Annotated in this window: 18 protein-coding genes and 1 pseudogene; 16 read left to right on the forward strand and 3 right to left on the reverse strand. The window is 60.9% G+C overall.

Translation table 11 applies throughout. The annotated features are described in order from the left end of the window. Positions 1–481: 481 nt before the first annotated feature. Together DW49_RS0115205 and DW49_RS0115210 are read right to left on the reverse strand one after the other, a co-directional pair. Positions 482–2065, reverse strand: a complete 1584-nt coding sequence (locus DW49_RS0115205; RefSeq protein WP_005618929.1) for an aldehyde dehydrogenase (NADP(+)) — start codon at positions 2063–2065, stop codon at positions 482–484. Positions 2066–2356: 291 nt separating this feature from the next. Then, complete coding sequence (locus DW49_RS0115210) at positions 2357–3247, reverse strand: LysR family transcriptional regulator (protein WP_024420691.1); 891 nt, start codon at positions 3245–3247, stop codon at positions 2357–2359. Positions 3248–3352: 105 nt separating this feature from the next. Here DW49_RS0115210 and DW49_RS0115215 point away from each other — a divergent pair, with 105 nt between their 5' ends. The 3 genes from DW49_RS0115215 to DW49_RS0115225 all read left to right on the forward strand — a co-directional run bounded on the left by DW49_RS0115215 (position 3353) and on the right by DW49_RS0115225 (position 5784). After that, a complete protein-coding gene (locus DW49_RS0115215) occupies positions 3353–3892 on the forward strand; it encodes a GNAT family N-acetyltransferase (RefSeq protein ID WP_005618927.1) in 540 nt (179 codons plus the stop codon). A gap of 5 nt (positions 3893–3897) precedes the next feature. After that, positions 3898–5016, forward strand: coding sequence for an MFS transporter (locus DW49_RS01000000128435; protein WP_086005785.1), 1119 nt, complete (start codon positions 3898–3900; stop codon positions 5014–5016). Between the two features lie 123 nt (positions 5017–5139). Then, positions 5140–5784 carry a TetR/AcrR family transcriptional regulator gene (locus tag DW49_RS0115225; protein WP_003381187.1) on the forward strand — a complete coding sequence of 215 codons (645 nt, stop codon included), beginning with the start codon at positions 5140–5142 and terminating at the stop codon, positions 5782–5784. Between the two features lie 39 nt (positions 5785–5823). Here DW49_RS0115225 and DW49_RS01000000128440 read toward each other — a convergent pair. Continuing rightward, positions 5824–8497, reverse strand: a pseudogene (locus DW49_RS01000000128440) (beta-glucosidase). 495 nt (positions 8498–8992) lie between these two features. Between DW49_RS01000000128440 and DW49_RS0115235 the strand changes: the two are divergent. From DW49_RS0115235 to DW49_RS0115295, 13 genes are all read left to right on the forward strand, one after another. Continuing rightward, positions 8993–9220, forward strand: coding sequence for a hypothetical protein (locus DW49_RS0115235; protein WP_024420689.1), 228 nt, complete (start codon positions 8993–8995; stop codon positions 9218–9220). A gap of 83 nt (positions 9221–9303) precedes the next feature. Continuing rightward, the gene (gene gspE / locus DW49_RS0115240) at positions 9304–11028 is read left to right on the forward strand and encodes a type II secretion system ATPase GspE (protein ID WP_024420688.1); all 1725 of its coding nucleotides are present in this window, start codon (positions 9304–9306) and stop codon (positions 11026–11028) included. Then, positions 11025–12227, forward strand: coding sequence for a type II secretion system inner membrane protein GspF (gene gspF, locus DW49_RS0115245; protein ID WP_005618922.1), 1203 nt, complete (start codon positions 11025–11027; stop codon positions 12225–12227). Before gspE ends, gspF begins: the two co-directional genes overlap by 4 nt. 25 nt (positions 12228–12252) lie before the next feature. Further along, a complete protein-coding gene (gene gspG, locus DW49_RS0115250; RefSeq protein WP_005618920.1) occupies positions 12253–12684 on the forward strand; it encodes a type II secretion system major pseudopilin GspG in 432 nt (143 codons plus the stop codon). An 8-nt stretch (positions 12685–12692) separates the two neighbouring features. Beyond that, positions 12693–13127, forward strand: coding sequence for a prepilin-type N-terminal cleavage/methylation domain-containing protein (locus tag DW49_RS0115255; protein ID WP_007246056.1), 435 nt, complete (start codon positions 12693–12695; stop codon positions 13125–13127). Further along, positions 13127–13510, forward strand: coding sequence for a type II secretion system protein (locus tag DW49_RS0115260; protein ID WP_005618918.1), 384 nt, complete (start codon positions 13127–13129; stop codon positions 13508–13510). Before DW49_RS0115255 ends, DW49_RS0115260 begins: the two co-directional genes overlap by 1 nt. Beyond that, positions 13507–14139: a prepilin-type N-terminal cleavage/methylation domain-containing protein gene (locus tag DW49_RS0115265; RefSeq protein WP_005618916.1), complete on the forward strand. Its 633-nt coding sequence runs from the start codon at positions 13507–13509 to the stop codon at positions 14137–14139. The genes DW49_RS0115260 and DW49_RS0115265 overlap by 4 nt, the downstream gene beginning before the upstream one ends. Beyond that, the gene (locus tag DW49_RS0115270) at positions 14136–14870 is read left to right on the forward strand and encodes a general secretion pathway protein GspK (RefSeq protein WP_005618914.1); all 735 of its coding nucleotides are present in this window, start codon (positions 14136–14138) and stop codon (positions 14868–14870) included. The genes DW49_RS0115265 and DW49_RS0115270 overlap by 4 nt, the downstream gene beginning before the upstream one ends. Further along, the gene (locus tag DW49_RS0115275) at positions 14867–15934 is read left to right on the forward strand and encodes a type II secretion system protein GspL (RefSeq protein WP_005618913.1); all 1068 of its coding nucleotides are present in this window, start codon (positions 14867–14869) and stop codon (positions 15932–15934) included. The genes DW49_RS0115270 and DW49_RS0115275 overlap by 4 nt, the downstream gene beginning before the upstream one ends. Further along, entirely contained in the window at positions 15915–16526 is a 612-nt protein-coding gene (gene gspM, locus DW49_RS0115280; protein WP_005618911.1) for a type II secretion system protein GspM, read from the forward strand. Before DW49_RS0115275 ends, gspM begins: the two co-directional genes overlap by 20 nt. After that, entirely contained in the window at positions 16523–17050 is a 528-nt protein-coding gene (locus DW49_RS0115285) for a general secretion pathway protein GspN (protein ID WP_005618909.1), read from the forward strand. Before gspM ends, DW49_RS0115285 begins: the two co-directional genes overlap by 4 nt. Then, on the forward strand, positions 17050–19377 hold the full coding sequence (gene gspD, locus DW49_RS0115290) for a type II secretion system secretin GspD (RefSeq protein ID WP_005618908.1): 2328 nt from the start codon (positions 17050–17052) through the stop codon (positions 19375–19377). The genes DW49_RS0115285 and gspD overlap by 1 nt, the downstream gene beginning before the upstream one ends. Before the next feature lie 74 nt (positions 19378–19451). Then, positions 19452–20168 (forward strand): alpha/beta hydrolase, encoded by a 717-nt coding sequence (locus DW49_RS0115295; protein ID WP_005618906.1) that lies wholly within the window; start codon positions 19452–19454, stop codon positions 20166–20168. Positions 20169–20495: the final 327 nt, after the last annotated feature.

Consider the following 20495-nt stretch of genomic DNA (forward strand, 5'->3'; position numbering starts at 1 on the left):
CTTAACTATCGTGCGACGCTCCGCGTCGCATGCCGTTCTGGACGCTCTGCGTCCGATCTTGAGTGTGCGGCGCAGCGTCACAAAATGCATGACCGCACGGAGCATAGAAGCGGACTTATGTATAACGGTGAGGGCCGAAGCCTGGGCCACTACGGGTGCCACTCCGTTCGGATTTTTGCAGAACCGCCAAAAATTTGCGCTTGCGCTGCTCAGGGTTTTTAAGGTCCGAAATCGATGAAAAGTTGTCCACGGAAATCGTGGGTATGTCTGTGGGTAACTTTTTGAAACCCTTGTTCTACGTGGCTTGTAGCGTTGTGGTTATTTTATGAACAGCTCATGTTTTGCCCTTTCATGGTGCTGTAATCCGAGCAGAAAACCGCTTCGCCATCAGCGACTTCAGGCACAAAAGAGAAATATTTTTCAAAAAAAACGCGACCCTTATGGGGTCGCGCTGCTGTGTTGCCGGTTCAGCTGTCCATCATCACGCGACAGGCTGATCGCTCCACTCGCCATTGACCAGGCGACGCAAGCCCAGCGGGTTGGCGTTCTGCAGGGCAGGTGGCAATTGGCTGTCGGCCAGGTTCTGGTAGCAGACCGGGCGCAGGAAACGGTCGATGGCCAGGGTGCCGACCGACGTACCGCGTGCATCCGACGTTGCCGGGTATGGGCCGCCGTGGACCATGGCTTCACAGACTTCAACACCGGTCGGGTAGCCGTTGAACAGGATACGGCCGACTTTTTCTTCCAGGATCGGTTGCAGCCAGCTGTACTGGCTGAGGTCGGCGGGTTCGCCGATCACGGTGGCAGTCAACTGCCCGCGCAAGGCTTGCAGGGCGTCTTTCAATTGCGCATCGTCAGCGACTTCGATCACCAGAGTGGTCGGGCCGAACACTTCTTCCTGCAACAACTGATCGCCATTCAGCAGCAGGCTCACGTCTGCTTTGAACAGCTGGGCCTGAGCCTGTTTGCCTTCCTGCGGCTTGCCGGCCAGGTGGGTGACGCCAGGATGCGCCAGCAGGTGCTCGACGCCTTTGCTGTAGCTGCGCAGGCCGCCCGCGTTGAGCATGGTCTGCGGTGTCTGAGCGCCCATCTGTTCGGTCAGTTGCTCCAGAAACGCCGAGAACGCTGGCGAGCGCAGGCCGATGACCACGCCCGGGTTGGTGCAGAACTGGCCGGCACCCATCACCACCGAGCCGGCCAATTCCTTGGCCACGGTTTCGCCGCGCGCCTGCAAAGCGCCCGGCAGCAGCACGACCGGGTTGATGCTCGACATCTCGGCAAAGACCGGAATCGGTTGCGGGCGTTCGGCAGCCATTTTGCACAGGGCATTGCCGCCGTTCAGCGAACCGGTGAAGCCAACGGCCTGGATGGCCTGGTGCTTGACCAGGCCTTCGCCAACGCCATTGCCGAAAATCATGTTGAACACGCCTTTGGGCATTTGCGTGCGCTCGGCGGCGCGGATGATTGCGCTGGCCACCAGATCGGCAGTCGCCATGTGACCGCTGTGCGCCTTAAACACTACCGGGCAACCGGCTGCCAGTGCGGCGGCGGTGTCGCCACCTGCGGTAGAAAAGGCCAGCGGGAAGTTGCTTGCCCCGAACACGGCAACCGGGCCGACGCCAATGCGGTACTGACGCAAATCAACGCGTGGCAGCGGCTTACGGTCTGGCAGGGCGAGGTCGATACGCGCACCGACGAAGCCACCGCGACGCAGGACTTTGGAAAACAGACGCATCTGGCCGCTGGTACGCCCGCGCTCACCCTGGATACGCGCCTGTGGCAGGGCGGTTTCCTGGCAAACGATGGCGACGAAGTCGTCACCCAACTGGTCAAGTTCATCGGCGATAGCGTCGAGGAAGTCAGCGCGGCGGGCCGGGCTCAGTTGACGGAACTCAGGAAAGGCGGCTTTGGCGGCCAGCGCGGCGGCGTCGATTTCGCCGTCGGTGGCCTGGTGAAAGCTGTAAGGCAATTCTTCACCGGTGGTGGCATCCAGGCTCTTCTGCAGGCTTTGGCCGAGGGCACTGCGGCCGCCTGCGATGAAGTTCTGGCCGAGAATGTTAGGCATCGGTATCTCCTGTTGTTTGATGTTGGAGGCGGGTGCCGAAGGGATCCGGACCGTGCGCTCCTTATGGGTTGCCGAGTTGCTTTGCAGGGTGGCGGTGTTGCGGCGTTCAGATGCGGCGTTTAAAAGCAGGCCGGCAATCGTGATGCGTTACTCAGTGGGCAGTCATCGTACAACTTGATTCGCTGCTGACGCAACTGCCAGACAGCGTTTGGCCTTTATGCCGCCACTGCTGTTTATAGCGCATCGGTGATTGTGTATGGAAACGATCAGCCCTCTAATCTAAGCGCGCCTTCATGACCCTTTGAGGTGCTGCAGCGCATCCAGCACCTGGCGCAGCGCGTTGCTGACCGGTTTGTCCTGGCGTAACGCAATGCCCAGCGTACGGCTCAGCCCCGGTGTCAGAGGCTGAACATTCAAGCCGCGCCGATGGTGCGGCGCGGCGACGGCCATGCGCGGCACAATGCTGTAGCCCAGCCCCGCAGCGACCATTTCCTTTATTGCCTCGATGCTGCCCAGTTCCATCACCGGCTTGATGCGGAGCCCGGCCTGCAGGAACCACTCATTGATCAGCAGGCGCGTGCTGCTCCCGGCCTCGAACACCACCAGCGGCAGTTCGCTGAGGTGCTCGGGCGTCATGTCCACGGGCATCGGTTGCTGGCTGTTGGCGAAAATCGCCACGAAGGCGTCTTCAAGCAACGGTGTGATGTACAAGCTGCGGCCGCCGGCCGGCAGGGTGACCAGCGCAAGGTCAAGGCGGTTTTCTTCTACGGCCTTGAGAATGCCTTCGGTGTTGCCGGTGCTGACCCGCACGTCCAGCTCGGGAAAGCGCCGACGCAGCGCCTGCAGCATGGGTGGCAGCAAATGAATGCAGGCGGTCGCGCCTGTGCCGATGGCCACTTGCCCGGCGACACCGCTGGCGTGACTGGACAGCTCCAGCAAGGCGTCCTCGACAACGGCGTCAATGCGCGCGATATGTTCCAGCAGTGTGTTGCCCGCCGAGGTGGGCTTGAGGCGTTTACCCACGCGCTCGATCAGTTTCAGGTTCAAGCGGGTTTCCAGCTGTCGCACCTGCAAACTGACCGCCGGTTGGGTCAGGTGCAGGTGCTCTGCGGCTGCGGAAAAGCTGCCATGCGCGATGACCAGCGAAAACGTGTGCAGGTGATTGAGGTTCAGTCGTTGCATGGCAAAGTATTTCTTATGCTGTGGATGATAAATCATAGCTTTTTTAATGTTATTGCGAGCGGCATGATTGCAGTCATCTACTGACACCTGCACAAGAGCCCTGCCATGACTTCACCCATTACGCTGCGTGATGCTAGCGACGACGATATGCCTGCCGTCCAGGCGATTTACGCAGACCACGTTCTGCACGGCATTTCCAGTTTCGAGCTGGAACCGCCCACGCTCGCCGAACTGCTTCAGCGTCGTTCACAGGTACTTGCCAAAGGCCTGCCGTATCTGGTCGCCGAGCGCGCAGGGGAAGTGGTCGGCTATGGCTACGTCACGCCGTATCGGCCCCGTCCGGCCTATCGCTTTACCGTGGAAGACTCGGTGTATGTGCGCGACGGCATGGGCGGGCTGGGCATCGGTCAGGCGTTGCTGGGCAAGTTGATACAACGCTGCGAGACAGGCGGATGGCGGCAGATGATCGCGGTGATCGGCAACAGCGAAAACATCGCCTCGTTGCGTTTGCACGAACGCCTGGGGTTTCGTCGGGTCGGCGTCTTTGAATCTGTAGGGTTCAAGCACGGCCGCTGGGTAGACACCGTGCTCATGCAACGAGCGCTGGGTGACGGCTCGGCCAGCGCGCCAGCCGACCGGGCCTGACGGCGGTGGACCGCGCGGGCTTGCCAGGCTTGACGGTGTTCAGACTGGCGCTCGCGCAATTGATCAGTTGGGGCGTGACCTTTTATCTGCCGGGGGCTTTTGGCAACGCCATTGCCGATGATCTGGCCTGGAGCGGGCAGCAGGTTTTTTCCGGGTTGTCGGTTGCCTTGTTGGTCATGGCTTTGGTTTCGACCCTCAGCGCCGGTTTGATTCAGCATTTCGGCGCACGACAGGTGTTGCAATCAGGCGCCGGATTCAACGCGGCGGGCTGCTGCATACTGGCTTTGTGTGACAGCCCGCAGGGTTGGTTTTTTGGCTGGGCCGTGCTCGGTCTGGGGATGCGCCTGTCCCTTTACGACGCCTTGTTCGCCGCACTGGCCGGATTGCTGGGGGAGCGGTCGCGACCGTTGATGGTGCAGATCACCTTGCTCGGTGGCTTGGCATCAGCGGTATTCTGGCCGCTGGGTAATGGGTTGCTGGGCGTTGTTGGCTGGCGCAGCGCCATCGCCATCTATGCCTGCCTGGCGCTGCTTGGCGGGTTGCTGTTCAGCGGGCTGCCTGACGTCTCGCCCGGTTCTCGCCTTCAAATCAACGCGGTTGATTCGCCTGATGTCACCTCGTGGCAGCGTCAGGCGGGCTATGCGCTGGGCATGGCGCTGATCGGCTTCATGTCGGCCGGGTTGTCTGCGCATTTGCCCGCGCTGCTGTCAGGTTTCGGCGTGCCGGTGGGATGGGTGGCGCTGTGGGGCATCGGGCAGACCTGCGCACGGCTGGTGCAGGCGTTGCTGGCCCGATCGGTGTGCGCGCTGCGCCTGAATGTCTGGGTCGCAATGGGGCTGGTGCTGTGTTTTGCCCTGGCGTTCCTTGCCAGTGGACAACCCGTGCTGGCCTGTCTGTTTGTCTTCGGTTACGGCGCCATGAACGGGCTGACCACGCTGCTGCGGGCGAGCCTGCCGTTTGCGCTGTTTGACCCTCGACACTATGCACGCCTGCAGGGCCGGCTGCTGGCGCCTGGCTTTCTGCTGTCTGCCGCCGCGCCATGGTTTTTCGCCTGGGTACGGGAGCGTTACGCTGATCGCGGGCTGCTGGGGCTGTCGTTGAGTCTCAGTGTGGTGCTGGTATAGTTGCACTGTTGCTCCAGCGCTATTGTGAAAAAGCCAGAAATTGTCCGACAATCAAGGTTCAATAGCGTTGCCAGCGACGGTCTGAATGGTTAGGGTACGCGGCTGTTCAAGAAGGAGCCTGATATGACCCGGTACGAACCCACGGAAACGGGTACGCCAGTCACCCGACAGCGACGCGCGCCCAAGGGCGAGAAGCGTCGCGAAGAATTGCTTGATGCCGCGTTGCAGGTGTTTTCCCTTGAGGGTTACACCGGCGCTTCGGTGGCCAAAGTGGCGGCGATCGTCGGTATTTCGGTGGCGGGGCTGCTGCATCACTTTCCCAGCAAGATCTCGCTGTTGATGGGCGTGCTGGAGCGGCGTGATGAGGTCAATGGCCGGATTGCCGCGCAAGTGCGTACCGACAACACCCTGACCGGTCTGCTCGGTGGCCTGCGCGCGATCAACCGCTCCAATGCCACGGCGCCCGGCGTGGTGCGTGCCTTTTCGATTCTCAACGCCGAAAGCCTGGTCGACAGCCAGCCCGCGTATGAATGGTTCCAGACGCGCTATGAGCGCATTCATGCGCACTTGCTCGGGCAGTTTTCAGGGTTGGTGGAGCGGGGAGAGGTGCGGGCGGATGTGGATCTGGACAAGGTGATCCAGCAGATTCTGGCCATGATGGATGGCTTGCAGATTCAGTGGTTACGCTTTCCCGATCAGGTCGATCTGATCGAATGTTTCGACGCCTACATTGCGCAGGTCGATGCAACGGTAAGGGCTCGTCCCTGAGCCTTTGTCTGTCCGTGTTTCAATCATTCAGCGCGAGGCTTACTCGACAGTTTGCTGGAACACACCGCCGGTTTTGACCGGTGGTTTCTCGACCAGTACCGAGTTCAGCGCCGAACGTGGCAGCGGGTTGCTGGTAGTGGTCGACAGTTCCTGGCGGAACGAGTTGACCAGCTTGGCGTTCAGGCGAATGTCCTGCGACGAGCCACCCAGCGACAGGTTGAAGGTGTCGGCGTCGACCACCCACTGGTTGGTTTTCACGTCGAAGTAGGCCAGCGAGCGGTCATTGAGTTCAATGGTCACGCGCTTGCTTTCACCCGGCTTGAGGAACACCTTCTTGTAGCCTTTGAGTTCCTTGATCGGACGCTCGACTTTCGGGTTCTGCTGGCCAACGTACAGCTGTGCAACTTCCGAACCGCCGACCTTGCCGGTGTTGGTCAGGTCGAAGGACACCTTGATCGGCGTATTGCCCACCGCGACGCCTGGCGTGACTTTGATGTTGCTGTAGCCGAACGTGGTGTACGACAGGCCGTAACCGAACGGGTAGAGCGGCTTGATGCCTTTCTTCTCGTAACCGCGATAACCCAGCATCAGGTCATCCTTGTAATCCATTTCAGCCAGCGTGTTCTGGTTGTCGAATTTCGGGAAGGAGGCGTAGGCCGGGTTGTCTTCGATGTTGCGTTCGATACTGATCGGCAGCTTGCCCGACGGGTTGATCTTGCCGAACAAAATCTCGGCCAGGGCCTGACCACCGTTCTGACCCGGGTAGAAGGCGTGCAGCGCTACCGGAACCTGTTCGATCCAGTCGCTCATCTTCAGGCCGGTACCGCCGTACATGGTCACCACGGTGTTCGGGTTGACCTTGGCGATGTTCTGGATCAGTTCGTTCTGGAACTCTGGCAGATCGAAGCTGTGGTCGAAACCTTCACCTTCGTATTCATTGCTGTTACCCACTGCAACCACGACTGCGTCGTAGCCGGACAGGTCTTGCGGAGCATTCAGCGAAGCCGAGCTCAGCTGTACACCCACCAGGCCGCCCATGGTCGACAGGTAGCCGGCGCGACGCGAGTACTCAAGCTTCACGTCGTAGGACTGGCCTGCTTCCAGATTGATCTTGGCGAACTCTGGAATGGTTGGCGGGATGCTGTTGCCCGGCAATGCCTTGCCTTCACCGTTGTCGATGATTTTGTTGCCGTTGACCCACAGGCGCACAGCACCGTCAGCACGCACCTTGAACACCTGTTCGCCGCTCTGGGTCGGGGTGATCTTGCCGGTGTAACGAATCGAGGTCGAAGACGTATCACCATTCAGCTCGCCAGCGGTCGAGCCTTTGGTGGTGTACGGATCAGACGTCGAGGTGTTGCTCTCGAACGGCAGGTTCTTGTCGTTGGCCCAGTCCAGGTCAACGTGCTGCTCGGTACGGGTGACCGCTGCATCGCCAGACCAGTTGGTGTTGCTGAAGTATTCGGCCTTCATGCCCTGAACACTGTTGCCAGCTGTGTCAGTGGTGTTCCAGGCTGAGGTGCTTGGGTCCAGCGACAGGCCATCGATGAACTCGACCTTGGCGTTGGGGGCCATTTGCTGCAGGCCGCTCAACTCGCTGACGTAATGGCTGGCCATGACGTTGGCGCTGCCGAAACCGGTCGGTGGCGCATATTTGGCCAAGGTGCCGACGACGGCGATTTTCTTGACCTTCTGCTTGTCCAGTGGCAACAGATCGCCCTGGTTTTTCAGCAGCACGATGCCTTCACGCGCAGCATTCAGAGCGACCTTGTTGCTGGTCGAGCTGTTCATGTTGTGGGTGGTCAGCGGTGCCTTGCTGTCGAACTTGTACAGGTAGATCTGCTTGAGGATGCGGCGCACCTTGTCATCGATGGTCGCAGCGCTCAGGTCACCGGCGTCCAGATGCGGCTTGAGCACGGAGCTGTTCATCTGGTAGCCCATCATGTCCAGATCGGTACCGGCGCGGGCAGCTTCAAAGCCGTGCACCACAGCGTTGTAGTCGCTCTGCACAAAGCCTTTGTAGCCCCATTCCTTCTTCAGGATCTGGGCGATCAGGTGCTCGCTTTCGCAGGCGAAATCACCGTTCACTTTCTTCACGCAGGACGCGCTCGGGCATCTTCTGGTCAAGATTGAAGCGGTTACTTTCCTGGTCGTTGGCCGCGTAATGCTTGGCGTTGGCCCACACACCACGAGACTGGATACCGTTGATGACGCCCGGCGCCAGGCTGGCACCCAGGAACGGATCTTCACCGGAGAGGTATTCGAATGCACGGCCGCCGTAAGGCATGCGGTACAGGTTGACGCCCGGGCCGGTGATGAACTGGTAGCCGCCGGTCGCGGTGTCATAACCCAGAGCACGGCCCAGGTCGATGGCGCGACGCGGGTTGAAGGTGGCTGCCAGGTTAGGGCCGGACGGATAGACCACGCCCTGATCGTTGCCTTCGCTGGTGTAACGCACGCCCACGCCGCCATCAGCGCCGTGAATCTGCGGAACGCCGTAGTTGGTCAGCGGCTTCACATCCCAGCCGCCGGTGCCGCCGATGTAGGCCAGCTTTTCTTCCATGGTCATTTTCGCCAGGGTCTTCTGCGCGGCTTTTTCAGCGCGGTCTTCACGTCCCTGCTGCACAGTCGGATCAGCGGCGTGCACCTGAGAAACGGCCAGTGCCAGCAAGGCCAGCGCCGAGTGCGCGCCTATCATCTTTCGCTTGTTCATATTGCTCTCCAACACCATTTTAATTAACTGTCTGCCCACGCAGTTGCACGGGCCGAGCGCGTCGTTATTTACGCTGTATTGCTTAATATTTTCTTCAGGAAACAGTTGTCCGCCTTCGCCTGTTCCCACAATTTTGCGGGCGCGAATCATGACTTTTTAGTTAATGCTTTCTGCGTTATTTATTATGTTTTTCTGTTGCCCGAGTGCCACTATTTAGCTATCAAGTAGTGGCACTTTGAATTTGTAAACCGTTACAATTAAGTCGAAAACAGGGCATAAATGTCAAATAAAAGCGTATTTTTCTTTTATTTCGTATTTTTTCTTTACAATTGAGGAACTCTTGTTAAACCTACTGGTCGATGGGTTTAAGATTTTTCAGGACGAAGAAAGACAGCTCGCAAGTTGCAAGGCGTGCTGTGCGTTAATTCTTGCCCGGTCTTTATCTGAGTTCTGCGTGTTGCGGAATTCACCCTCTTTTCTTGTGGAGTTATTACGATGAAATTTTCTGTGATCAGTGCAGGTGTCGTTCTGGGCCTGGCCCTTAGTGGTGCAGTAGTTGCTGCTGAAGCGACCGATGACGATGCAACTTCCGGCGCGAGCGATTCGACCGTCATGACCCAAACCCAGGACACAAAAGCCGCGCAAGCTGCGCAAAAACAAAAGACCGAAACCACAAAAGGCGGTCGTCCACAGAACGCAACCCCTCAAAAGCAGTCAAATTGATCGTTTGAAGCCTTTGAGCACAGCGCTCTCCATGCGGAGAGTGCTGTAATATGTCCCTCCGAAGTAGCAAAATGCCCTCATTCATGCCGTCAGTTCCCGTCGATGTTTCCCGTCTCCTCATTCCGGATGCCGAGCAGGTGTGCGCCTGGCTGATCGAAAATGCCGGTCTGAAGACGACCGATCTGGAGCGCGCGCAACGCTTGCAGCAGGAGTCCGAAGGCACTGAACTGCTCGGGCTGCTGACCCGGCTGGGCCTGGTGTCTGAGTTTGAGCTGGCCCGCGCCTGGGCTGCGTTGCTGCAGGCACCGTTGTTGCTGGCTGACGCCGTGCCACCGCTGCTCGATCCATTGCCGCCGCTGACCGAACGCTTCATGCGCCACTATCAAGTGGTCCCCGTGGGCTGGAGCGATCAGGGTCTTCAGGTGCTGAGCGCCAACCCCGGCACGCTGTACCCGTTTCAGGCCATCGCTTATGCCTGCGAAGTGCCGGTGCGCCTGTCCATCGGGCCGCGCAACGAGGTCGAAACCCTGATCGAGCGTTATTACGGGCAGGGCCGTTCGGCGATGGGCACCCTGATCGAAAACCTGGACGAGGAGGGTGGTTCGCTGGAAGACATCGAACACCTCAAGGACCTGGCCTCCGAAGCGCCGGTCATTCGTCTGGTCAACCTGATTCTGCAACGTGCGGTCGAGCAGCGCGCTTCCGACATTCATATCGAGCCGTTCGAGAGCCAGTTGAAAGTGCGCTACCGCATCGACGGCGTACTGCATGAAGCCGAAGCGCCACCGTCCAGCTCGTCGGCGGCGGTTATTTCCCGTGTGAAGATCATGGCCCGACTGGATATCGCCGAGCGCCGATTGCCACAGGATGGCCGGATCATGCTGCGCATTCAGGGCAAGGAGCTGGACCTGCGGGTGTCCACCGTGCCCACCAGCTTTGGCGAATCAGTGGTGATGCGTCTGCTGGACCGGCAGACCATCAACTTCGATTTCCCGAGCCTGGGTTTCGATGGCGAACGGCTGGACGGATTTCTCGATGTACTGGAGCGTCCGCACGGCATCCTGCTGGTCACCGGGCCCACCGGTTCGGGCAAGACCACCACTCTTTATACGGCGCTGTCACGGCTCAATACCGCCGAGCGCAAGATCATCACCGTTGAAGACCCGGTGGAGTATCAGCTCGAAGGCATCAATCAGATTCAGGTCAAGCCCTCCATTGGCCTGGACTTCGCCGGGGCGCTGCGCTCCATCGTGCGTCAGGACCCGGACGTGATCATGATCGGTGAGATGCGCGACCTGGAAACCTGCCGCATCGCCATTCAGTCTTCGCTGACCGGTCACCTGGTGCTGTCGACCTTGCACACCAACAGCGCGGCGGCGAGTATCACCCGCTTGCTGGACATGGGCGTCGAAAGCTACCTGATCGCTTCGACCGTCAATGGCATTCTGGCTCAGCGACTGGTGCGACGACTGGACCCGGCCACCCGTGAAGCCTTCGATGCGCCGCCGGAGCTGGTCGCCGAGCACGGGCTGGAGCGTTTTACCGACGAGCGCCCGATTCGCCTGTACCGACCGCGCGCCGATGCACCGGGCGGCGGTTATCGCGGGCGCAGTGCAATCACCGAGTTGTTGGTGATGAACGAAGAACTGCGCAGCCTGCTGATGCGTCACGCCGACGCGTCCACGCTGGAGGAAGCCGCTCGCCGTGGCGGTTTGCGGACCCTGCACGAAGAGGGCCTGCGCCAGGCCGTGGCCGGGGTGACCTCGCTGGAAGAAGTGCTACGCGTGACCCGTGGTGATGGCACATGAGCCTGTTCAAGTATCGCGCGCTGGACGCTCAGGGCGCAGCGCAGAACGGCACGCTGGAAGCCCGGGATCAGGACGCTGCCATTGCCGCGTTGCAAAAGCGTGGCCTGATGGTCTTGCAGGTCGATGTCGCAGGGCTTGGCGGGCTGCGTCGCGTATTGGGCAGCGGCTTGCTGAACGGCGCGGCGCTGGTCAGCTTCACCCAGCAACTCGCTACCCTGCTGGGTGCAGGGCAACCGTTGGAACGATCTCTTGGAATCTTGCTCAAACAGCCTGGACAACCGCAGACCAGGGCGCTGATCGAACGCATCCGCGAACAGGTCAAGGCTGGTAAACCGTTGTCTGTGGCGCTGGAAGAAGAGGGCAGTCAGTTTTCGCCTCTTTATATAAGCATGGTGCGTGCAGGTGAAGCCGGCGGCGCGCTGGAAAGCACCTTGCGTCAGTTGAGCGATTATCTGGAGCGCAGCCAGTTGTTGCGTGGCGAAGTGATCAACGCGCTGATCTACCCGGCCTTTCTGGTGGTCGGCGTACTCGGATCGCTGGCCCTTTTGCTGGCCTACGTCGTGCCGCAATTCGTGCCTATTTTCAAGGATCTCGGGGTGCCGATCCCGTTGATCACCGAGGTCATTCTCGACCTCGGACAGTTTCTCGGTGACTACGGCCTGGCGGTATTTGCCGGCCTGATCGCGCTGATCTGGGGCATGGCGATTCGCATGCGCGACCCGCAGCGGCGTGAGCGTCACGACCGCCGTCTGTTGGGCATCCGCGTGATCGGCCCTTTGCTGCAGCGCATCGAAGCAGCGCGCTTGACCCGGACACTGGGCACCCTGCTCACCAACGGCGTGGCGTTGCTGCAGGCATTGGTGATCGCTCGCCAGGTCTGCACCAACCGCGCCTTGCAGGCCCAGGTCGAGCAGGCGGCCGAGTCGGTCAAGGGCGGCGGCACGCTGGCCAGTGCGTTCGGCGCACAGCCGCTTTTGCCGGATCTGGCCCTGCAAATGATCGAAGTCGGCGAACAGGCCGGCGAACTGGACACCATGTTGCTCAAGGTCGCGGACGTATTCGACGTCGAGGCCAAGCGCGGTATCGACCGCATGCTGGCCGCGCTGGTGCCCGCGTTGACGGTGGTCATGGCGGGCATGGTCGCGGTGATCATGCTGGCCATCATGCTGCCGTTGATGAGCCTGACCAGCAATATCTGAATTCACGAACGAGGAAATCATCCCGATGACTTTTAGCCGTACACGCTTCAAACCCGCACGCCGACAGGGCGGTTTCACGCTGTTGGAAATGCTCGCGGTTATCGTATTGCTGGGCATTGTCGCGACCATCGTGGTGCGCCAAGTGGGCGGTAACGTCGACAAAGGCAAATACGGTGCAGGCAAGGCGCAACTCGCCAGCCTGGGCATGAAGGTCGAAAGCTACGCGCTGGATGTCGGTTCGCCACCCAAGACGCTGCAGCAATTGACCGAAAAGCCAGGTAACGCGTCGAACTGGAATGGCCCGTATGCCAAGCCTTCGGACCTCAAAGATCCGTTCGGCCATGCGTTCGGTTATCGCTTTCCGGGCCAGCATGGCAGCTTCGACCTGATTTTCTACGGCCAGGACGGTCAGCCGGGTGGCGAAGGTTACAGCGCCGACCTGGGCAACTGGGAGTAAACAGCGGTATGAGAACGTCTGTCGCAAGCCGGGGTTTTACCCTCATGGAAATGCTGGTGGTGCTGGTGTTGATGAGCATCGCCGTCGGTCTGGTGGGTTTCGGTCTGCAACAGGGTTTGAGTACCGCCAGCGAACGGCGGGCGGTCGGTGACATGGTCGAAGCGCTGCGGGCCACCCGAGTGCGGGCGATTGTCACCGGTCAACCGGCGCGCACCGAGTTCGACCTGCACAAGGCGACCTTCAAGGCGCCCGGCAAGCGTGAGATGCACTGGCCGCAGAGCTTGCGCGTGACGATGCAGACCTCGTCGGACCTCGGCTCTTCGGTGGAGTTTTACCCGGACGGCGGTTCCAGTGGTGGCAACGTGGTTGTCGCTGATGGCGACCGGCGCTGGCGCATTGATATTGGCTGGCTGACCGGCAGCGTCCAGATACGGTCGCTTTAATGAAAACATCGCAGTCGGGGTTCACCCTGCTGGAGATGCTGGCTGCATTGACTGTCATGGCAGTGTGCAGCGGTGTTCTGCTGGTAGCCTTCGGGCAGAGCGCGCGCTCCTTGCAACAGGTGTCGCGCAGTGACCGGCTCAGTCATGCGGCACGCACGATAATGGATCAGGAAAGCGCAGGGCCGCTGGAAAACGGCACGCGTCAGGGCACGCTCGCCGGTATCGACTGGGCGCTGGATATCCGTCAACTGTCGGGTGCCAATGGCCAGACGAGGATGTTTCGCCTCGACCTGATGGTCAGTGAACATCAGCGCAAGGCGCAGTTCAGCACCCTTAAATTACGCGGCGCCGTCAGTGGCGCTGCGGGCGGGGCTGGGTCATGAGGCGCACCCAGCATGGTTTCACGCTGCTGGAAGTGTTGTTGGTGATCAGCCTGCTGGGCGTGTTGCTGGTACTGGTTGCCGGCGCGCTGCTGGGGGCCAATCGCGCGGTGCTCAAGGCTGAGCGCTACACCGTGAACCTGGACGAGACCCGCGCCGCGCAGGCGTTCCTGCGCAGCTCGATCAGTCAGGCGCTGCCGCTGGACACGTCTGCGGAAGATGACGTCAACAGCGGTTTTTTTGAAGGCTCGGCGCAACAGTTACGCTTTGTCGCCACGCTGCCGGGTGAATTGGGCGGCGGCATTCAGGTGCACAGCCTTGAACTCAAAGGGCCGGAAGGTCATCGGGCGCTGCAGGTGTCCTTTGCTCAGGTTCAGTCCGGGGCAAATGGCGTGGCGCTCAAGCCGTGGGGCGAGCCTCAGGTATTGCTGCAAAACGTCGAGTCACTGACGTTCAGTTACCGGGGCCTGACCCCCAAAGGCAAGCCGACAGGCTGGATGCCCGAGTGGCCCTGGCCGAATCGTTTGCCGGGCGCGGTACGCATCGACATGCAGACCAAAGGGACGGTCAAGTGGGTGCCCGAAGTGGTGGCACTGCGTCTGGACCTGTCCGGTGGGGCGGGCGGCGAATGACGGCGTCGAATATAAAGCAACAGGGTGTTGCGTTGCTGGTGGTGCTTTGGGTGCTGGCGCTGTTGAGCCTGTTGCTCGGTGGTTTGGCAGGTTGGGTGCAGTTGGAAAGCCGACAAGCCCTCTGGTTGCGGCAGAACACTCAGGCGCTGCTGGCCGCCGAGGCTGGCATGAATATGGCTGTGCAGGGTTTGCTTGATCCTGCACAGCGCAAACGCTGGATTGCCGATGGGCGTCTGGTGTCGTTACGCATGGATGACACGCAGTTGGTGGTCAGCATCAGAAGTGAACGAGGCAAGCTGGACCTCAACAGCGCACCGGTCGCCGATATCTCCCGCCTGTTGCAGGCCTGTGGCGCGACCAGAAATCAGGCCAGCGGTATCGCTCAGGTGCTGGAAGCTCAGCGCAATGGCGGTCAGTCGCCCTTGCGGGTGGTCGAGGAGGTACGCCAGTTGCCGGGTATGAATCAGGCACTGTATGTCCGTCTGTTGCCGGAAATAACATTATGGAGCGGGCTGGACCGGCCTGACCCTGCCTTCGCTTCGGCGTTGTTGCGCCGGGCCTTGAACCTGCCGAACCAGAGCGCGGTGGGGGCCGATCCCGGTGAGGTATTGGCCATCGATAGCCGCGCAGAACAACCGGGCGGAGTGATTGCCTTGTTACAAACCACTGTTTTATTGAGCCCATCGGAGGGAAGCGCACAGCCCTATAGGGTGTTGCGTTGGCAAGAATGAATTCATCAGTTTCTGCACGTCTGGCACCGCTGTACGCGTTACGCGAGCAGGTTGCCCGGCAGTGGCGTGGCAGTCCGGCGCAGCACGGTTGGCAATGGTGGGTCGCGGAACTTCGCGCCTGCCTGCCGCCACGTCTGCGTCGCTGGCTGGGCCGCGAAACCCTCGAACACGTCAGTGCCTGGCCGCTGGTCGAGCCGCTGCCCGCTGCATCGGGCGAAGTGCGGCGCGTCCTGTTGTTGCCGGCCTCGGCTGTGCTGGTGCAAGCGCTGCAACTGCCGGCGGCCGCCGCGCGCAATCTGTCCACCGTCGTCGGCTATGAGCTGGACCGCTTTACCCCGTTCGACGCGGGTCAGTTGTATTTCGTGGCGCGTCAGGACAGCCGCCGCAGCGCGAGCTTTGTGAAAGTCACGCTGGTGGCGATATTGCGCGAGCGGCTGGACGCGATACTCAGCGAATGTGCCGAGCGAGGTCTGCGTCCCGATGCGGTCGATGTCGGTAGCGAAGGGCAGCGCATGGGCATCGACCTGCTGCCGATGCCGCTGCGCCCGCAACAATCGCGTTCCGGTCATCGTTTGCAGCGCTGGCTGGGCTGGCTGTGCGCCGGCCTGTTATTGACTGCCATGTTGCTGTGGCTCAATGACCGGCAGAGCCTGCTCGACGACATGCAGGCCAGCGTGAAAGCGCAAAAGGCTCAGGTTGGCGAAATTCAGCAATTGCGCCAGCAATTGACCAATACGTTAGGCGCGGCCAATTACCTGCTGCGCCGCAAGGCCACGCAACCGCCGCTCTCGGCGCTGCTCAGCGAACTGACCGCCTGCCTGCCTTCGGACACCTGGATCGAGCATCTGGAAATCAGCGATAGCGCCGAGGTGGCTTTTTCCGGGCAGAGTGCCAAGGCCAGTGCGCTGATCGGCCGGGTCAAAGATTGCCGCAGTCTGGACAATGCGCAATTTCAGGGGGTGATCCAGCCAGACACCAAGACGGGCAAGGACCAGTATTCCCTGCGTGCGCACTTGCACCAGAACCTGCATCAGGAGAAAGCCGATGCGCCGTCCACTGACTAGCCGTGAGCGGCGGGGCGCAGCCCTGATGATTCTGGCCCTGGTGCTGTGCCTGACCTACTGGCTGTTTATCGACAGTTGGTTTGCCGGGCCATTGCGTGACATCAGCGAACAGACCGAGCAATTGCGCGAGCAACAGCAGCGCTATGCTGGCCTGTTGCAGCAGGGTGACTCATTGCGCGAGCAACTTGAGCAGGCACGCCGTGACCCGGCCAGCAGCACCAGCTTGCTGCCCGGCGAAGACCCGAGCGCCGTGGCGGCCGATCTGATGCAGCGTATTGCCGACCTGATCAGCAGCCAGGCCAGCACCGGTGGCGGCTGCGAGCTGACCCAGCGCATGCCGATCACCCCCGAGCAGGACAGCGCCGAGCCGTATCGTCAGGTCAAGGTCAGCCTGACCCTGAACTGCGCCATCGAACCGCTGACGGCCATCCTGCATGCGCTGGAGTACCAGCGCCCGTTTCTGTTCGTTGACGAGATGAGTATGCGTCGTGATGCCAATGCTCCCGCCACAGGCGCTGCCGGCAAACTGGTGGTGCACCTGCTGGTGCGTGGCTACCTGCAACCGGCCAGCGCCGGGGAGGGCGAGCAATGACCGGTTCATTACGCCCGCTGGAATGGTCGCTGCTGGCGCTGGCCGCGCTGCTGGCGGGGCTCATCGCCCTGGTTTTCAGCGGCGCTGCGCACTCGCCCGACTGGCTGCCCGAGCAGGCGCCGCGCAATTCGCTCGATCAGAAAGCCCAGGCTCACAGTGCGCCGTCGGCAACCCTGGACAGCCTGGCCAACACTTGGAAAACCCCACTGTTCAGCCCTGATCGCAGCCCGGATGCGGCGGTGCGCAAGGCCGAGCAGGCCACCAGTCTGGCCGGCCTGACCCTCACCGGGGTGATCATGGACGGCTCGTTGCGTGTTGCATTGATCAAGCAGGCCAGTGGTCCGGCGCTGAAAATTCGTCAGGGTGACCGTTTGCCCAATGGCTGGACGCTGGACCGCCTGGAGCCCACTCAGGCCACTTTCAAACTCGATGAGCGCACGCAAATCCTGCGTCTGCCTGCGCTGCGCCTGCCGCCGCCGTCGAGTACACCGCCGATTACCTTAACCAACGATTCCACCCTGTGATGGGTACCTTTTCTGGAGTTCCTGCCATCGCTACCTTGCGCACACCCTTGCTTTGCCTGGCCACCGCCGTCGCCCTTGGCGGCTGCGCGTCACAGCCAGACACACTCGACCCCGACAATGGCATGCTGCAGGAAGCGCTCCAGGGAACCGGTTCACAACGCCCGCCGGTAGACCCGCGCAGCGAACGACCGCCCGTCGAGCCCCCTTCACAGCAGACTGCGGCCTCGCCGCAGCGCCAGATCATCAAGGGCAACCAGCGTTTCATCCGCCAGCCCGCGGCGGCTCCGGCAGCGCGCCCGGCGGAGGCTGGCGACATTGTTTTCAACTTCACCAATCAGCCGATTCAGGCGGTGATCAACAGCATCATGGGTGACCTGCTGCACGAGAACTACAGCATTGCCCAGGGCGTGAAAGGCGATGTGAGCTTTTCGACCTCCAAGCCGGTCAACAAGCAGCAGGCGCTTTCGATTCTCGAGACGCTGCTGTCGTGGACCGACAACGCGATGATCAAGCAGGGCAATCGCTACGTTATCCTGCCCTCCAACCAGGCCGTGGCCGGCAAGCTGGTGCCGGAAATGCCAGTGGCGCAACCGGCGGCTGGCATGTCGGCGCGGTTGTTTCCGCTGCGTTACATCTCGGCCACTGAAATGCAGAAGCTGCTCAAGCCGTTCGCGCGGGAAAACGCGTTCCTGCTGGTCGATCCGGCGCGCAACGTACTGAGCCTGGCGGGCACGCCCGAAGAACTGGCCAACTATCAGGACACCATCGACACGTTCGATGTGGACTGGCTCAAAGGCATGTCGGTCGGCGTATTCGGCCTGCAACGTGCCTCGGTTGGCGAACTGATGCCTGAGCTGCAGAAAATCTTCGGCCCGCAAAGCGGTATGCCGCTGGCGGGCATGGTGCGCTTTCTGCCAATCGAGCGGACCAATTCAGTGGTGGCGATTTCCTCGCAGCCCGAGTACCTGCGTGAAGTCGGCGAATGGATTCACACCATCGACGAAGGCGGCGGCAACGAGCCGCAGATGTACGTGTACGACGTACGCAACATGAAGGCCACCGACCTCGCCAAATACCTGCGGCAGATCTACGGCACGGGCGCCATCAAGGAAGATTCGCCCGCCAAGGTTGCGCCGGGCCTGCGCACCACCACGCTGTCGTCACTCAATTCCAGCGGCGGCAGTGGCTCTGGCGGCATGAACAGCTCCAGTGGCCTGGGCGGCAACAGCGGCGGCATGAGCAACGGCGGTGGCTTTGGCAACAGCCAGGGCATGAACAACAGCCAGAACAGCACCGACAGCGAATCCGAGGGCGACGATCAGAGCGGCAGCGAAGCGGATTCGTCCAGTCAGGACGGCAGCGGGTCGAACGGCAGCAGCAAGTCGCTGGATGCCAGCACGCGCATCACGGCGCAGAAGAGCAGCAACCAGTTGCTGGTGCGCACGCGTCCGGCGCAGTGGAAAGAGATCGAGTCAGCGATCAAGCGCCTCGACAATCCGCCGCTGCAAGTGCAGATAGAGACGCGAATTCTGGAGGTCTCACTGACGGGCGAACTGGACATGGGCGTGCAGTGGTATCTGGGGCGTCTGGCGGGCAATTCGGGAACCACCGGAAACGTCACCAATACCGCAGGCAGCCAAGGTGCAATCGGTACTGGCGGTGCGGCACTGGCTTCTACTGACGCATTCTTCTACTCCTTTGTCAGCAACAACCTGCAGGTCGCTTTGCGTGCCCTGGAAACCAACGGCCGCACTCAGGTCCTGTCCGCACCTTCGTTGGTGGTCATGAACAACCAGCAGGCGCAGATTCAGGTGGGTGACAACATCCCTATCAGCCAGACCTCGATCAACACCAACACGTCTACCAACACCACGTTGAGCAGCGTCGAATACGTGCAGACCGGTGTGATTCTCGACGTCGTACCGCGTATCAATCCAGGTGGCCTGGTGTACATGGACATCCAGCAGCAGGTCAGTAATGCCGACACCAATACCAATAACAACGATGCCAACGGTAACCCGCGCATTTCCAGTCGCTCGGTGTCTACCCAGGTCGCCGCGCAGAGCGGCCAGACGGTGCTGCTGGGCGGGCTGATCAAGCAGGACAATGCGGAGACGGTCAACGCTGTGCCGTATCTGGGACGTATTCCGGGCTTGAGGTGGCTATTTGGCAATACCACTAAATCCAAGGGCCGTACCGAGCTCATCGTGCTGATCACGCCGCGCGTCATCACCAGTAGCAGTCAGGCGCGTCAGGTGACCGATGATTATCGTCAACAGATGCAGTTGCTCAAACCCGAGGTTTCACGGACCAGCCTGCAGAACTGAGGCGGTGCCGTTTCTGCCGCGACGTCCACTCACGACGCTGCTCACAGGCAGCGTCCAACAGAGGTCATGAACCCATGCTGAAGTTTTTCGCTGCCTTGTTGTTTGCCGTTACCGCAATGGCGCAGGCGCAGGACTACACCCTGCACACCGACCTGCCGCTGGACTACCTGGCGCAGGCGAGTGTCGAAACGCCGAACCGGCCGCTGGTGATCTTCATTCACGGTTACGGCAGCAACGCGGCTGACCTGTTCGGCCTCAAGGAACACCTGCCAGCGGGCTACAACTACGTGCAGGCGCCGGTGGAGTTGCAGGCAGACAGCTACAAGTGGTTCACCCAGAAAAAAGGCGGCACCGATTACGATGGCGTGACCGAAGACCTGAAAAGCAGCGGCAAGCGACTGACCGATTTCATCACCCAGGCCACCGAGAAATTCCGCACGCAGCCAGGCAAGGTGTTTCTGGTCGGGTTCAGCCAGGGCGCCATGATGAGCTACGAAGTCGCGTTGCGTCAGCCGACGCTGGTCGGTGGCTTTGCGGCGCTGAGCGGGCGGTTGTTGCCGGTGGTTAAATCCGAAGTCAAAGCTTCTGATGACCTCAAGGCACTGAAGGTTTTCATCGGTCACGGCGTGCAGGATCGCCAGGTGGCCTACGCCAGCGGCCCGCAAGCCGAGGCAACCCTCAAGTCGCTCGGCCTGACGCCGCAGTTTCATGGGTATGAAGGCCTTGGGCACAGCATCAACGAGGCTGAAGTGGTGGACCTGGCGAACTGGCTGCAGCAGTCAAGCCGGTAGCGGCACCGCGCAAAGGCAGAGCGTCATGAAATGCGCTCCCACACCGGAGCGCTCATGCTTATACACAAGTTCTGAAGGCCCATAAAAGGACTTTCGCCCGCAGGCCACGGGAGCGGACCGGGCGACGCTTCGCTTTTCCGCGATATCCGGTCCTTCGTAGGAGCGGACTTGTCCGCGAACTGCCGGGAACCGGCAGTGAAACCAGCCGCTTCGGTGTGCCAGACACAGCCACGGTGACCGGTTTCAGGGCCGCTTCGCAGCCCTTCGCGGACAAGTCCGCTCCTACGCCCTGCGGGCAGAAACACGCTGTGTGGCAGCGGACCGGGC

The organism is Pseudomonas avellanae BPIC 631, assembly GCF_000444135.1.
Classification (GTDB): Bacteria; Pseudomonadota; Gammaproteobacteria; order Pseudomonadales; family Pseudomonadaceae; genus Aquipseudomonas; species Aquipseudomonas avellanae.